Origin of the sequence: Pseudofulvibacter geojedonensis, assembly GCF_042675745.1 — a bacterium.
GTDB lineage: Bacteria > Bacteroidota > Bacteroidia > Flavobacteriales > Flavobacteriaceae > Pseudofulvibacter > Pseudofulvibacter geojedonensis.
On the sequence record NZ_JBHTJM010000011.1, the window covers coordinates 169666 to 185884 of the forward strand.

At 31.7% G+C, this 16219-nt stretch carries 11 protein-coding genes and 1 tRNA gene; 8 read left to right on the plus strand and 4 right to left on the minus strand.

Going from position 1 to position 16219, the window contains the following annotated elements; all coding sequences use genetic code 11:
* The first annotated feature begins 232 nt into the window (after positions 1–232).
* Positions 233–508 carry a hypothetical protein gene (locus ACFQ1O_RS14500; protein ID WP_377717363.1) on the plus strand — a complete coding sequence of 92 codons (276 nt, stop codon included), beginning with the start codon at positions 233–235 and terminating at the stop codon, positions 506–508.
* A 654-nt stretch (positions 509–1162) separates the two neighbouring features.
* Here the strand turns inward: ACFQ1O_RS14500 and ACFQ1O_RS14505 are convergent.
* A tRNA-Gln gene (locus ACFQ1O_RS14505) sits at positions 1163–1233 on the minus strand.
* A 214-nt stretch (positions 1234–1447) separates the two neighbouring features.
* Here ACFQ1O_RS14505 and ACFQ1O_RS14510 point away from each other — a divergent pair.
* From ACFQ1O_RS14510 to ACFQ1O_RS14525, 4 genes are all read left to right on the plus strand, one after another.
* Entirely contained in the window at positions 1448–4948 is a 3501-nt protein-coding gene (locus ACFQ1O_RS14510; RefSeq protein WP_377717366.1) for a glycosyltransferase family 117 protein, read from the plus strand.
* A 65-nt stretch (positions 4949–5013) separates the two neighbouring features.
* Positions 5014–8514 carry a glycosyltransferase family 117 protein gene (locus ACFQ1O_RS14515; protein ID WP_377717369.1) on the plus strand — a complete coding sequence of 1167 codons (3501 nt, stop codon included), beginning with the start codon at positions 5014–5016 and terminating at the stop codon, positions 8512–8514.
* A gap of 67 nt (positions 8515–8581) precedes the next feature.
* On the plus strand, positions 8582–9220 hold the full coding sequence (locus tag ACFQ1O_RS14520) for a polysaccharide deacetylase family protein (protein ID WP_377717372.1): 639 nt from the start codon (positions 8582–8584) through the stop codon (positions 9218–9220).
* A 115-nt stretch (positions 9221–9335) separates the two neighbouring features.
* A complete protein-coding gene (locus ACFQ1O_RS14525; RefSeq protein WP_377717377.1) occupies positions 9336–9929 on the plus strand; it encodes an FISUMP domain-containing protein in 594 nt (197 codons plus the stop codon).
* Here the strand turns inward: ACFQ1O_RS14525 and ACFQ1O_RS14530 are convergent.
* On the minus strand, positions 9926–10222 hold the full coding sequence (locus tag ACFQ1O_RS14530; RefSeq protein WP_377717382.1) for a thioredoxin family protein: 297 nt from the start codon (positions 10220–10222) through the stop codon (positions 9926–9928). The two genes, ACFQ1O_RS14525 and ACFQ1O_RS14530, sit on opposite strands and share 4 nt — an antisense overlap.
* 61 nt (positions 10223–10283) lie before the next feature.
* Entirely contained in the window at positions 10284–11519 is a 1236-nt protein-coding gene (locus ACFQ1O_RS14535) for a metallophosphoesterase (protein WP_377717386.1), read from the minus strand.
* A gap of 133 nt (positions 11520–11652) precedes the next feature.
* Here ACFQ1O_RS14535 and polA point away from each other — a divergent pair, with 133 nt between their 5' ends.
* The gene (gene polA / locus ACFQ1O_RS14540; RefSeq protein ID WP_377717390.1) at positions 11653–14484 is read left to right on the plus strand and encodes a DNA polymerase I; all 2832 of its coding nucleotides are present in this window, start codon (positions 11653–11655) and stop codon (positions 14482–14484) included.
* Between the two features lie 72 nt (positions 14485–14556).
* Here polA and ACFQ1O_RS14545 read toward each other — a convergent pair whose 3' ends face one another.
* Positions 14557–15048: a lipocalin family protein gene (locus ACFQ1O_RS14545; protein ID WP_377717393.1), complete on the minus strand. Its 492-nt coding sequence runs from the start codon at positions 15046–15048 to the stop codon at positions 14557–14559.
* A 202-nt stretch (positions 15049–15250) separates the two neighbouring features.
* Here ACFQ1O_RS14545 and rplM point away from each other — a divergent pair, with 202 nt between their 5' ends.
* Entirely contained in the window at positions 15251–15706 is a 456-nt protein-coding gene (rplM, locus tag ACFQ1O_RS14550; protein ID WP_377717396.1) for a 50S ribosomal protein L13, read from the plus strand.
* On the plus strand, positions 15706–16092 hold the full coding sequence (gene rpsI, locus ACFQ1O_RS14555; RefSeq protein ID WP_377717399.1) for a 30S ribosomal protein S9: 387 nt from the start codon (positions 15706–15708) through the stop codon (positions 16090–16092). The genes rplM and rpsI overlap by 1 nt, the downstream gene beginning before the upstream one ends.
* The last annotated feature ends 127 nt before the right edge of the window (positions 16093–16219 follow it).

Sequence of the window (16219 nt, forward strand, 5' to 3'; positions counted from 1 at the left end):
AAAAAAGCTCTCCGAATGGAGAGCTTTCAACCTAATATTTAAGACCTATGAAGTAGATCTGGAGTTTTTACACATGTATATAACAAGTCTATTTTATTTTACCCTAACTACACTATTTATTTTTTTTCACCCATAACTGTGATACCAAAAAAAAGGTATTGACCCCTATATTAATTTCTTTTATTTTGGCATTGTATTTGTCTATTTCAATACATACAAGATAAAACAAACAATGAATAATAAAGCTCAAATACAGAAACTAATATTAGATGTATTAACTTCTAATAACATTGATGATAAAAGAAGAGCTGGCAATCAAGCAATTGAATTGTTTAAAATAGCTAAATTAATAGATCAAACACCTGTTGCTATTAAAATGAATACCTCATTAGAACTAAAGGAAGCTATAGACAACTTTATTACACATGACAACTCTATCACTAGAGATGCTTTAAAAGAGAGCTATAGTTTTATTAGTCAGTTATTGCATGACGAAAAGGCGGCTTAATAGCATTAATCTCTTCTTCTTTTCCTTTTCATATCAATAATTTGTATCTTAAATTTATGAAAAAAACAAAATACAAACTTATTACAGCTATTATTGTACTTATTCTTTTAATATTATGGGTTGAAATGGCAGTTGGCATATTTGGCAGTCCTATTGCTGGAAGTTAACATACAACTCAAAATTTAAAACTTCTTATAAACACTCGTTTTTTAGGTTTTATACTTGTCCATACCTAAAATACATTCTTGTACTTCACGATCTAATTGGTAACAATAAATTTTAGAATCTACCCTTTTTAAAAAAATGCAAATATTAAGGGTTTCAATTTCCTTACTCCTAAATAAGTCAGAATACTAAATGTATCAAAAAAACACCTTCTTTTATAAAAAACAAAAGCAAGAGCACACAACTACTCTTGCTTATAACTAAAATAATTTACTGTTAAGTAACTAAAAATATAATTTTAACATTAACCCAAATAATTATAAAGAAAAGAACGCATTACTTAACTAATGCAAATATATTTTCCCTTTGTGGCTTATGGGTTAAATTAAAGTTTTGCTTTGGTTAACTCTAAAAGTTAGATTGATCTAATTCAATTCATATTCAATAAAAACAAAAAATCCTCTTCAAAATTTGAAGAGGATTTTTTTGTTATCCCACAAGGACTCGAACCTTGACTAGCGGTACCAAAAACCGATGTGCTACCATTACACCATGGGACAATGCGTGATTGCGGGTGCAAATTTACAAGAATTTAGATTTCACACAAACTTTTTAAAGAAAAAAATCACTAAAAAATAAATTACACTACAACCGTTAATACAAATTTAACCATAATGACCTAATTATCCGAATTTTAAGATTCCTTTAGCATACGTTAAGATTTAATTAAGAGCATTTCAGGTTATCTTCATCGCTTAACTAACTCACAAGAATATGACTAGCAAAACATTTAACAAATGGAACAACCGTTCTGGATGGCTTAGCTTTTTAATTGCTTTAATAACTTATAGCCTAACCGTTGCTCCAACTGTAAGCTTTTGGGATTGTGGCGAATACATTGCAGCCTCTTCTAACTTAGGAATTGCCCATCCACCTGGCGCACCTCTATTTCAGATGTTTGGGGCTTTTCTTTCTATATTCTCTTTTGGCAATAAAGAATCTATTGCTTTAATAACCAACTACTCTTCAGTTATTGCTAGTTCGTTTACCATTTTATTTCTTTTTTGGACCATTAGTAGGCTTGCACAAAAACTACTCTCCAAAAACAGCAAAAAACTAACTAAAAACGATACTTTAATCATTTTAGGAAGTGCTTTTTTAGGCGCGCTTACTTTTACCTTTTCTGATACGTTTTGGTTCAATGCTGTAGAAACAGAAGTTTACGCCATGGCTACTTTAGTAATGGCTCTATTATTCTGGTTAGCATTAAAATGGGAAGCTAACATGGATACTAAAAGAGGCAACAAATGGCTGCTTTTAATTGCATTTGTTGTCGGTTTGTCATTTGGTATTCACTTTATGGGCTTATTAACCATACCGGCAATTGTACTATTATATTTCTTTAAAAAACATCAGAAAATAACTCTAAAGAATTTTATCTTTTTTAACGGAATAGCAATAGCAACCTTATTGATAATATTTAAGTTATTATTACCCAAAACACTATCATTATTTAGCTGGATTGAATTAACTGCCGTAAACACCTTTAACCTCCCTTTTAATTCAGGAACTATAATCAGTAGTTTACTCATCATTAGTAGTTTTTATTTTACATTAACTTATACCCGCAAAAAAGGCTTTGTTTGGGCAAACACCCTTACGTTATGTACATTATTTATTTTTATAGGGTTTTCTTCATGGATATTAATTCCCATTAGAGCGCATTCTCATACCACTCTTAACACCAATAACCCAGCTAATGCTAGAGATTTATTAAGCTATTACAACTTAGAACAATATGGTGAAAGACCATTATTTTACGGTCCTCAATTCACTAATAGCTTTGCCGGTTTAAATCCTGACAATCCTTATAAAGATGAATTACCTAAATATGAAAAAGATTATAAACTCGGTAAGTATGTTATAGTTAACAACTACAAAAATGCTAATTACAATACTCATCAGGATCATAATAGTTTTCTACCTAGAATGTGGAGTGACAGAAATACGCGACAGTACTTAAATTTTATGAACTTAAAAGTAACTGTTAAAGACACTTATAAAAACAAAAAAGAAATCAGACAACTAGCAGCTCAATTCAATCAAGATGTAGCTCAGGGAAATGTAGATACCGAATCCCAAGAAAAGTTTATTACTAAATTCAATAAATACATTACCGTTAATAAACCAACTACCAAGGAAAACTTAAGTTTTATGTTTAACTATCAGCTAGGCTACATGTACCTTCGTTATTTAATGTGGAATTTTACGGGTAGACAAAATGACATTCAAGGAGAATACAACCATAATGGGGAGTGGATTAGCGGTTTTAACTTTATAGATTCTTTTCTTTTAGGGGTTTCGCAAGAAAACTTGCCTCAAGACCAACTCAATAATAAAGCCAGAAATACTTATTACTTTGTTCCGTTTATTTTAGGAATTATAGGCTTTATTTTTTTAGTGAAAAGAGATAAAAAATTATTTTGGACACTACTTGTCTTTTTTGTATTTACAGGTTTAGCTATTCAAATATACACCAACATAAAACCCTTTGAACCCAGAGAAAGAGATTATGTAGTTGTTGGTTCTTTTTATGTATTTGCTATCTGGATTGGGTTTAGTTTTATAAGTATATACCAAGGCTTTAAAAACAGATTCAAAACTAAAAAACTAGCATTTGTAATTCCTTTAAGCTGCTTAATTATAACTCCAATACTTTTAGCAAATCAAAATTGGGATGATCACAATAGAACCGGAAGACAGACTGCTTTAGTAATGGCTAAATCTTATTTGGACTCTTGTGACGAAAATGCAATTCTATTTACTTCTGGAGACATAGATACTTATCCGTTATGGTATTTACAAGAAGTAGAAAAATACAGAACAGATGTAAAAGTAATTGTCACTACTTATTTAAGTACCGATTGGTATATCGATCAGATGAAAAGAAAAACATTTACTAGCGATCCTATCCCATCACAACTAACACATAATAAATATACTTGGGGCAGTAGAGATCTAGTTTATTTTCAAGAAAGAACAGAAGATAGTCTAGATATAAAAACTTTTATGAATTTTATCTCTTTAGATTCAGATGAGGTAAAAGTTGAAATGGAAAACGGTCAAAAACACAATGTTTTTCCTACTCAGAATATCCGCATACCTGTTAATAAAGAATATGTACTAAAAAACGGTTTAGTTAAGGCTAAATATTCAGATAAAATTGTTTCTGAAATACCTCTAAAAATAAACTCTCAAGTTTTAGGAAAACAACAAATTATTATGCTAGACATTTTAGCAAATAATAATTGGGAACGACCTATTTACTTTTCAGGCTTAAGCAATGACTCTTCAGATTATATATGGCTAGAAGATTATTTACAATTTAACGGAATGACTTATCAATTGGTCCCTATAAAAACTAGTGTAAAGGAAAACAACTACGAAAAAGGATTTATTGATGCTGAAAGCGCTTATAAAAATGTAATAAAATGGGAATGGGGAGGCTCTAATAATGAAACTATTTACTTAGACCCTATTACACGCAGAAATAGTATTCGATACAGAGATAGTATGGGGAGAATAACAAAACAATTAATTAAAGACAAAAAAATTACTCAAGCAGAAAACATCTTAGATTTAAGCATAGAAAAAATGCCTATCGGTAAATTTCAATATTATTCTTTAGCCATTCCATACATCAATCAATACTACCAAATAGGCAAGCCCGAAAAAGCTGTTGCAACTTACAAGGCCATAACAAATCTATACAAAGATCATTTACAATATTATCTTTCATTATCTCCCAGCGAACAAGCTAAATTAGTAGATAACATCTGGCGAGATTTAATAAACTATAGAAACTGTTTAGAAATAGCCATTCAGAATAATGACTTTGATTTAATTAGAGAAGAAATTCCTTTTTACTTAAATCAATTAGATCCTTTATCAGATATTATAAAAAACATGAACTATGCAATTGGTTTAAATGAATTAATTGAAGGTTTGTACAAAGTCAAATCAAGTAAAAATGCTCGAAAACTATATTTACAAGAAGTTGAAGGTTTAAAAAATTCCTTACAGCAAGCCAGTAAATTATCTGTAGAAGAATTGCATGTATATGCTGAAGAAATTTTTATAGATATAAACGAATACAAACAGCTATTAAGGATATTAGACCAATACGAAAGTGAAGCATTTTTTAAGAAAGAAAAAGATTTTTTTGACAAGTCTTTAGATCAACTCAATAGCTTTTTTGAAAGCTTAGAAGAGTAATTAGCTAAATAAGAATTTACTAGTATATTTTTAGTATTTTCGCTTCGTTAAAACCATTAATTTGTATGACTGCAAAGACTTTTTTTAAGTGGAATAAAATCATGGCTTGGGTAGCTTTTGCCATAGCTTTAATAACCTATAGCCTAACTGTAGAGCCTACAGCCAGTTTTTGGGATTGTGGAGAATATATTGCTACCTCAGCTAATTTAGCTGTTGGCCACCCTCCAGGAGCACCTTTTTTCCAAATGTTAGGAGCCTTCTTTGCAATGTTTGCTTTTGGCAATACAGAAAATATTGCATTAATGGTTAATATGATGTCTGTTTTCTCTAGTGCCTTTACCATACTATTTATGTTTTGGACTATTAGTATACTAGCCAGAAAACTCGTTGTTAAAAATATTGAAGATTTAAACGGAAATAAAGCTAAAGCCATTTTAGGAAGTGCCTTTGTTGGTTCTTTAGCCTTTGCCTTTACAGATACTTTCTGGTTCAATGCTGTAGAAACAGAAGTTTATGCCATGGCCACTTTTATTATGTCATTAATGTTTTGGCTAGCCTTAAAATGGGAAGAAAATATGCATAAACCAAAAGGAAATAAATGGTTATTATTAATTGCATTTGTTATTGGGCTTTCTTTTGGAGTTCACTTTATGGGCTTATTAACCATTCCTGCAATTGGATTGATCTATTTCTTTAAAAATTACAAAAACGTTACTCCTAAGAATTTTATCATAGCAAATATTACTGCTATAGCAATATTATTGTTCATTTTTAAATTACTACTTCCTAATGCTTTGCGTTTATTTGGTTGGATGGAAGTAAATATTGTAAATGGTTTAGGTTTGCCATTCCATTCTGGAACCATTATTACCTTCTTATTAGTAATCGCTGCTTTTTATTACGCACTAACTTTTACACGTAAAAACGGATATGTGCATGCAAACACATTTACCCTTTGCATCTTGTTTATATTTATAGGTTTTTCATCTTGGGTAATGCTACCTATTCGTGCAAACGCAGGTACCACCATTAATGAAAATGCCCCTGGAAATGCTCGTGAGCTATTAGCGTATTATAACTTAGAACAATACCCTTCTAACCCATTCTTGTGGGGACCGCAATTTACCGATCAATATGCTGGTATTAACACATCAGACCCTTATCGAGACGATAAACCTAAATACGAGCAAGACAAAAAAACTGGTAAGTATGTTATTGTTAACGACTTCAAAAACGCCATTAACAACCCTAACGAAAACCACGTAACTTTTTTACCAAGAATGTGGAGTCAAGGCCATGCAGAAAGGTATGTAAGCTTTATAGATGTTGAGGTACAACCTAAAACTCGTTTTAGCGGACAAAAAGAATTGAGACAGTTATGCGCTCAGTTTAATAATGATGTAAAACAAGGTAACCTAACTGGAGAAGATAAATATGACTTTATAAAAGAATACAAAGACTATATAGAAGTAAAAAAACCTTCTACCATAGAAAACTTCTCTTTCATGCTACAATACCAATTAGGGTATATGTATGTACGTTACTTTATGTGGAATTTTGCTGGAAGACAAGACGATATTCAAGGAGAATTAAATAATAATGGTAACTGGATAAGTGGCATTAACTTTATAGATGAACACTTATTAGGATTACCCCAAGATAATTTACCAGAAGACATAAAAGAAAATAAAGGTAGAAACACCTATTTCTTTTTACCTCTTATACTAGGAATTTTAGGTTTACTATTTGTTGCTCAAAGAAATTTAAAACTATTTTGGGTCTTGCTAGTTTTCTTCTTATTCACAGGGCTTGCTATACAAGTTTACACCAACGTAAGACCTTTTGAACCAAGAGAACGTGATTACTCTGTTGTAGGATCCTTTTATGTTTTTTCTATTTGGATTGGATTAGGAGTCCTTAGCCTTTATTATGGTCTAAAGAAATTCTTAGCACCTAAAATATCAGCTCCATTAGCAACAGGACTGTGTTTATTAGCAGTTCCTTTATTATTAGCTAATCAGAACTGGGATGACCACGATCGTTCGGGTAAAGCTACAGCACAATCTATGGCCAAAGCTTATTTAGATTCTTGTCAAGAAAATGCTATTTTATTTACTATTGGAGACAATGATACATTTGCCTTATGGTACCTTCAAGAAATAGAAAAATACAGAACAGATGTACGTGTTATTAATACCAGTTTATTCGCTACAGATTGGTACATAGACCAAATGAAGAAAAAGGCTTACGAAAGTGATCCTATTCCTTCTCAATTAACACACGACAAATATAAATGGGGAACTCGAGATTTAACTCTATTTCAAGAACGAACAAAAGACACTATTAATATTAAAACCTTTATGAACTTTATTGCAAAAGATTCAGAAGAGGTAATGGTAGAGATGGAAAGCGGTCAAAAACACCACACATTCCCTACCAAAAATGTTAGGATACCAGTAGACAAAGCTTCTGTTATCAAGCATAAAATTGTTCCTGAAAAATATTATGATCGAATTGTACCTAATATGTACATGAAAATTAAAAAGGACATCTTAGGGAAGCAAAACTTATTAATGCTAGATATTTTAGCTAATAACAATTGGGAACGCCCTATTTATTTCTCTGGAGGAAGTAACGACCCTGCAGAATTTATGTGGTTAAAAGATTATTTACAGTATGACGGATTAATCTACAAGCTAGTTCCTATACATACTAAAAGAGATAAAGACAATCCGTTTGATATGGGATTCATTGACACTGAAACATCTTATAACAAAATCATGAAATGGGATTGGGGAAACTCTGGAGGTGATATTTACCATGACCCTGAAACTCGTAAAAATGCTTTTAATTACAGAGCAAGTATTGCCCGAGTAGCTGAAAAGTTAATTGACGAAAAACAATATAAAAAAGCAGAAAATTTACTTGATTTGGCAATGGAAAAAATGCCTGTAAACAAGTTTGAATTATACACACTAGTAGAACCGTTTATTGGCGGTTATTACCACATTAACAAAGATGAAAAAGCTAGAAAAGTATATAACGATTTGGCAAAAGTATACAAAGGCCATCTAGATTATTATGAAACATTAGACCTAGAAGAACAGAGCTATATAGTAGATGATATTTTAACCGATTTAGAAAGATATAAAACTATTATCATAACTAGCATTGAAAATAAAGACTCTAAAATTGTATCTAAAGAAGTACCTTATTTCTTAAACAAAGTAAAGTCTTTCCAAGAAATTATGAATGGAGTTGGTTATGTTATGAGTTTCGACCAAATACTTGGTGGTTTATACCAAATCGATAAGGAGCAAGCAAGAAAATTATATCAAACAGAAGTAAAGAAAGTTCAAAAAAACTTAACTAGAGCGAGTAAGCTTCCTGAAGATAAAATGTATTACTACGCAGAAAATATTCTAACTGATATTTCCGACTATAAGAGTCTTTTAAGAATGGTTCATAAAAATGATGACAGCTCTTATTTTAATGCTGAAAAATTAAAATTTGACAAGCAATTAGATCAATTAGAAAACTTCTTTAAAGCAGAAGGAGAAGAATAATTGTTTATCATAATATTCCAAGCCCTTTTGTTGTTTAACGAAAGGGCTTTTTCGTATCTTTAACTATATGCTCTACTTTGTAAAAACACCAAAAATATTGAAACGGTTATTTGCCAACCTTACTTGGGATGTTTCTACAAACGAAAAAGAAATTTACCTTACTTTTGATGACGGTCCAACACCCGAAATTACCAAATGGGTACTAGATAGGTTAAGCGAATACAATGCAAAAGCTACTTTTTTTTGTATTGGTAAAAATGTAGCTAAACATCCAGAAATAGCTCAAAACATTATAGCTCATGGCCATAGCATTGGTAACCACACTCAAAATCATACTAATTGTTGGAAAGTATCTAAAAGCACCTATCTTAACGATGTTGAAGAAGCACAAGAAATTATAAATTCCAAAGTCCTAAATCAGGAATCTATTAATCTTTTTAGACCTCCTTACGGTAAAATTACTTCTAAACGAGCTAAGCAACTACACAAAAGAGGTTATAAAATTATTATGTGGGATGTATTAAGTGCCGATTTTGACCAAAGAATTAACCCCGAAAAATGTTTACAAAACGTATTAAAAAATACTCAAAAAGGAAGTATAGTCGTTTTTCATGATAGTATAAAAGCTCAAAAAAACTTAACATATACCTTACCAAAGGTATTAGAACATTTTAGTAAAAAAGGGTATTCATTTAAGGCTATTTAAGAAAAAACCTTTCAGAATTTGTGTTTTTTCATTAACTTTATATAAAGAATAATTTCTTTATTAGAGTTGACTTTATCCCATAAAAATTGATTTTTATTAACTAACATAATTTGTTATGAAAAAAACAATTCAATTTATTGGTCTATGTTCGCTTCTTATTATTTTTAGCTGTTCTTCTAATGATGATTCTGATTCATCAGCTCAAAATCAATTTACAGATAGTAGAGATGGTCAAACCTATCAGACCGTGAAAATTGGTAATCAGACATGGTTTGCAGAAAATTTAAATTATAACACCGAAGACAATTTTAGTACTTGCTATGATGATAATCAATCTAATTGCTTTACTTATGGAAGATTGTATCATGGAGACACGGCTCAAACAATTTGCCCTCCTGGATGGCATTTACCTTCAACTAACGAGTGGCAAGAATTATTTGACTTTCTAGGTGGCATTAATGTTGCACATAACTTTATTGCTCCTGGAGCTACTCAACAAGGAGAACTCATAAATTTTAACTTACTAGCTGGTGGTCAAAAGTTTATTGCTTTTCACGATTTAACTTTAACAGGTCACTACTGGACATCTACAGATGCTGGTTTACCAAACTCTTTTAAAAACATGACATATAAGGTTAATGAATCTGTTACACTTTCTGGAGGATCTTCTGCATCCATCATGAAAAGCTGTAGATGTGTAAAAGATTAAAGGTACTCTTGAATAATATCAATCAATGTAGATGCGTCTTGCTCACCAGATTGGCGCCATTTCATTTCTCCTCCTTTATAAATCATTAAAGTTGGTAAGCCTTTTACGCGTAATGCTTCGGCTAATTGTTGATTCTTGTCAACATCTATTTTAATTACCTTAGCTTTATCTCCTAAAGCAGCAGCTACATCTAATAAAACCGGATGCATGGCTGTAGCTTGTTCATTCCACTCTGCATAAAAATCTAACAGCACAGGAACAGGTACATTAATTAATTCCCCAAATTTAGACATAGGATACATTTTTATAAACCTCTAAAACAAGGCCTATTACAAAGTTAACATTTTTAAACAACTAAGTCAATACCGACTTTTTCTTGAGCTTAATAACTGTTATTTCTGGCCAAATACCTACTCTACCCGGAAAACCATGAAAACCAAAGCCTCTGTTAACATTAACATATCTACCGTATTCTTCATACAAACCAGCCCACTGTTTGTAAACATAACTTGCTGGGCTCCATTTTAGAAAACCAGGGATTTCTATACCCATTTGCAAACCATGAGTATGACCACTTAAGGTTAAGTGGTAATTAAAATCATCTTTCTTAACCTGATACTCCCAATGAGAAGGATCGTGACTCATTAATATTTTAAAGTCCTTTTTTTCAATAGCCTCAGAAGCTTTTTTTAAATCTCCAGCTTGGTTAAAACCTTTTCCCCAATTCTCTACTCCAATCAGTGCTAATCTTTGTCCGTCTTTTTCTATATAACGAGATTCGTTTAATAATAAATCAAAACCTATTTTGGGGTGAATAGCTTTTACCGCTGCAAAATTGGCCTTCTTATCTTTTTTAGTTTTAAATTTTACATAATCACCATAATCATGATTACCTAGTACAGAATATTTACCATAAGGGGCTTCCATTTCTGCAAACATCTCTAAATAATCATCCATTTCACTGGCAAAATTATTGACAATATCTCCCGTAAATAAAATCATGTCTGATTGCTGCTCTTTAACTAAATCAACCGCATACTGAACCTTTTCTTTATCATTAAAGCTACCTGAATGAATATCGGTTATTTGAGTAAGAGTAAAACCATCAAAAGCTTCTGGTAAATCATCAAAAGCTAACTCATATTTCAGTACTTTATAATTATACTTCCCTTTTATCATTCCATATAAAAAAGAAGCAAAAGGCAAGGCTGCAATACCTAAAGCAATTTGAGACACAAATTTTCTTCGACCAGGTATCGTTTTTATTTCTGCATCTGAAGTTATTCTGCTAATTTTTACAAAAAAACGAACAATATCTTCACCAAACATGGTTAATAGCAAAATAGCTTTGGGAATTAAAAACAACAATACTATTCCAAAAGAATATTGTGAATATCTAGTTTGCCCTGTTGCTCTAGACGAATTTAGAAACATAAAAATGAACTGTGCGTAAGCCAATATGGCAACACCTATCCAAATATATTTTAATGCCTTGTTCTTAGTTACCGTTTTTAATGCTTGAAAAGCATACAGTTCTACTAAGAAAAAAACAACAGCCATTATAGCTAAAACAAAGTAGAATCGAGACATAAAAAAATAAATTTCATCAAAGATACAGAATTGAATACTAAGCTATAAATAACTGTTTTAAGATTAAGGATAATTTAACTTCTAAACTATCAGTTCATTTTCCTATTTTTACTTTCTGATACAATATTTTATTATGGCCACAGAAAAAAGACTGTTTTTATTAGATGCCTTTGCATTAATTTTTAGAGGATACTACGCTTTTATTAAAAACCCTAGAATTAACTCTAAAGGAATGGATGTTTCTGCCATAATGGGTTTCACCAATTCTTTATTTGAAATTTTACGTAAAGACAAACCCGAATATTTAGCCGTTTGTTTTGATAAAGGAGGCAGTGATTTAAGAAACGATATGTTTCCTGAATACAAATCTAATCGACAAGAAACCCCTGAAGCTATTAAAATTGCTGTACCCATTATTCAACAAATGTTAAAAGCAATGGACATTCCTATTATTGAAGTTGCCGGATATGAAGCAGATGATTTAATTGGAACCTTGGCAAAAAAAGCTGAAAAAGAAGGATTTAAAACGTATATGGTAACTCCAGATAAAGATTTTGCTCAATTGGTTTCTGAAAACATTTTCATGTATAGACCAGCTAGAATGGGCAACGGAATAGAGATTTGGGGAATTCCAGAAGTACAAGAAAAATTTGAAGTTGAAAAGCCAGAGCAAGTAATTGATTACTTAGGTATGATGGGAGATGCTGTAGATAACATACCTGGTCTGCCCGGTGTAGGAGATAAAACAGCTAAAAAATTCTTAAAGGCTTACGGCTCTATGGAAGGTTTATTAGCTAACACAGCAGACCTAAAAGGAAAAATGAAAGAAAAAGTAGAAGCGAATGCTGAACTAGGTCTTTTGTCTAAAAAACTAGCTACTATATTGTTGGATTGCCCTATTGATTTTGAGGCAGAAAAATTCTATGTTTCTAAACCCAATGCTGAAGAAGTCACAGAATTATTTAAAGAATTAGAATTTAGACGACTTCAAACCACTTTCGAAACCATTTACGGGCTTTCTAGTACTCAACCAGCTGTACCAGTAGCAAAAAAAACTAGTAAACCAGCAACCAAAAATAAAGAAGAAGGTCAGTTTTCTCTCTTTGGTGGAGATATTAATACTACAGATACTAAAAACACTATAGTAACAGGTTACAAGACTGCAGAGAACACTCCTCATTTTTATCAATTTATAGGAACTCCTTTTGCAAGAAAACTGTTTTTAGAAAAGTTATTACAGCAAAACTCTGTTTGCTTTGATACTGAAACTACTAGTTTAAATACCTTTGAAGCAGAATTGGTTGGAATTGCTTTTTCTTGGGAAGCTCATAAGGGTTATTACATTCCGTTTCCTGAAGATCAAAATGAAGCTCAAAATATAATAGAAGAACTACGTCCGTTTTTTGAAGACGAGCGTATCGAAAAGATTGCTCATAATATTAAATATGACAACAAAGTCTTAAACAACTATAATATTAGAGTAAAAGGCCCTATGTTCGACACCATGTTAGCTCATTATTTAATTAATCCAGATATGAGACATAACATGGATGTTTTAGCCGAAACATATTTAAACTATCAACCCATATCTATTGAGAGCTTAATTGGTAAAAAAGGAAAAAATCAAAAATCATTTAGGTCCGTCGAGTTAAGTCAACAAACCGAGTATGCTGTAGAAGATGCCGATGTTACTTTTCAATTAAAGCAATTATTCGAACAACAGTTAGTAGAAACCGACACTAAAAAATTATTTGATGAAATAGAAATGCCTTTAGTTCCTGTACTTACTGCAATGGAATTAGAAGGAATAAATATAAATATCGAATTTTTAAATGAGTTATCTAATAACTTAACTACTGACATTAAACATTTAGAAAAAAACATTTTTAACCAAGCAGGAAAGGAATTCAATTTAGCTTCTCCTAGACAATTAGGAGTCGTTTTATTTGAAGACTTAAAACTTGTTGACAAGCCTAAGAAAACTAAAACAGGTCAGTACTCTACTTCAGAAGAGGTTTTAAGCAAACTAAATGAACATAAAATCATTCAAGACGTATTGAATTGGAGAGGGCTAATTAAATTACAAAACACCTATGTAGATGCCCTACCAAATCAAGTTAACCAAGATACCAAACGAATTCATACCGATTACCACCAAGCAGTTGCTGCTACCGGAAGGTTAAGCTCTAACAACCCTAATTTACAAAACATACCTATTCGTACTGAACGTGGCAGACAAGTACGTAAAGCTTTTGTGCCTAAAGACGAGAATCATATTTTATTAGCTGCAGATTATTCACAAATAGAATTAAGGATTATTGCTGCTTTAAGTAAAGATCAGAACATGATCGATAGTTTTGTTAACAAAGAAGACATTCATACCGCCACAGCAGCTAAAGTTTTTGGGGTAAGTCAAGCAGAGGTTACTCGTGAACAACGTGGTAACGCTAAAGCCGTAAACTTTGGTATTATATATGGTCAGGGAGCATTTACATTAGCACAGCAACAAGGTATTTCTAGAAAAGAAGCCAAAGAGTTAATAGACAATTATTACAAAACCTACCCAGACTTGAAAGCTTACATGGCTAATCAAGTAGATTTTGCTAGAGATAATGGATACGTAGAAACCATTTCTCAAAGACGTAGGTATTTAAAAAACATCAACTCACAAAATGCAATAGTAAGAGCTGGCGATGAACGAAATGCTGTAAATGCACCTATACAAGGTAGCGCTGCAGATATTATAAAATTGGCTATGATTAACATTCATGCCATTCTTGAAAAAGAAAACTATCAATCTAAAATGCTATTACAAGTTCATGATGAATTGGTTTTTGATGTTCTAAAAGAGGAAGAAACTCAATTAAGAAAAATGGTAAAAGAAGAAATGGAAAATGCTTTTAAAATGACTGTTCCGTTAGACGTTGAAGTGGGTGTTGGACAAAACTGGCTAGAAGCGCATTAATTTAAAAAATACACTAAAACCAAAAGCCTTTCTGTTATGGAAAGGCTTTTACTATGTTATCCGTCAAAAAAACTATTGTTTTGTATACACCTTAGTAAGATCTTCTTCTACAAGATTTCCATTATTTAGTACAATAACCTCATTAGGAATCATAATTGTTAACTTATTTCCTGAGATTACTCCATTATGTATTGTTATATCATAATTCATTGAAACTTCACTTCCATTTTTACTCCAGTTAAAACCATCAATTAAGGTTGTTCCAATTTCTGAACATGTAATTGATTGACCTGTAGCAGCAATCTGGGTAGAATAGCTTAAAGTTCCCGATTCATTCTCATTAAAAACTAACGTCCTATCAGTTAAACAATCAAGTTCCAACATCAAATCTCTATTTGAGATTCCATCATTATTATAATCATATGCGTTTTCTGACTTATACTCTGTTAACTTCCATGTCCCTTCTATAGATACATTCTCAGTACCACTATTATCACTACTATCATCACTAGAACAAGAAAAAAGCAGCCCCACCACTACTAAAGATAAAAATTTTAATTTCATTTTATATATTTTAAAAAATTAGAATGCTAATCTAATCATTCAGAAACAGACTACAAAGTATCGAAATCGTTTTAACAACTCTAACCCACTACAATCCTGCATTTTAAAATAAAACCAGTAGGGTTTGTATATTGAATTAATAGTTGTACTTTTGCAAACTCTTTCGAGAGTAAGGAATGTTTAATTATTAAAAAGAATTAGTGTGGACACATTAAGCTACAAAACTATTTCAGCTAACAAAAACACTGTAGACAAGCAGTGGGTTTTAGTTGACGCTGAAGGTCAGACATTAGGTCGTATGTCTTCTATAGTTGCAAAACTAATTAGAGGAAAATACAAGCCTAGTTACACACCACATGTTGATTGTGGAGATAACGTAATTGTTATCAATGCAGACAAAATCAACTTAACTGGAAACAAATGGAATGACAAAACTTACGTACGTCATACAGGTTACCCAGGTGGTCAAAGAACTTTATCTGCTACTGAATTATTCGATAAGGATCCTATTCGTTTAGTAGAGAAGTCAGTAAAAGGAATGTTACCTAAAAACAAATTAGGTAGTGCATTATTCCGTAATTTAAAAGTATATGCTGGAGCAGAGCACGGTCAAGAAGCTCAAAAGCCAACAGCAATTAACCTAAACGATTATCTATAATGGAAGTTATACACAAGATCGGAAGAAGAAAAACGGCTGTTGCTCGTGTATATGTTTCACAAGGAAGTGGAAACATTACAATCAACAAAAAAGAATTAAATAACTATTTCCCAACAGCTACTTTACAGTATAAAGTAAAGCAGCCTTTAATGTTAACTGAAAACTTAGAAAACTTCGACGTTAAAGTTAATGTTTATGGTGGTGGAATTACTGGTCAAGCAGAAGCTGTTCGTTTAGCTATCTCTCGTGTTATGTGCGAGGTGAACGAAGAGAACAGAGGTATCTTAAAGCCAGAAGGTTTATTAACTAGAGATCCAAGAATGGTAGAGCGTAAGAAATTCGGTCAGAAGAAAGCTCGTAAGAAATTCCAATTCTCGAAACGTTAATATTTCGTACTGGATTTATTCAGTATTATCAAAAATTAAAACAATTGTTGTCGTTGCCTTGCTCAAAACAAGGGTTAGTTTAGCATCTAAATAGCTAAGACGTAAAAACTACTTAACTATTGCTAAT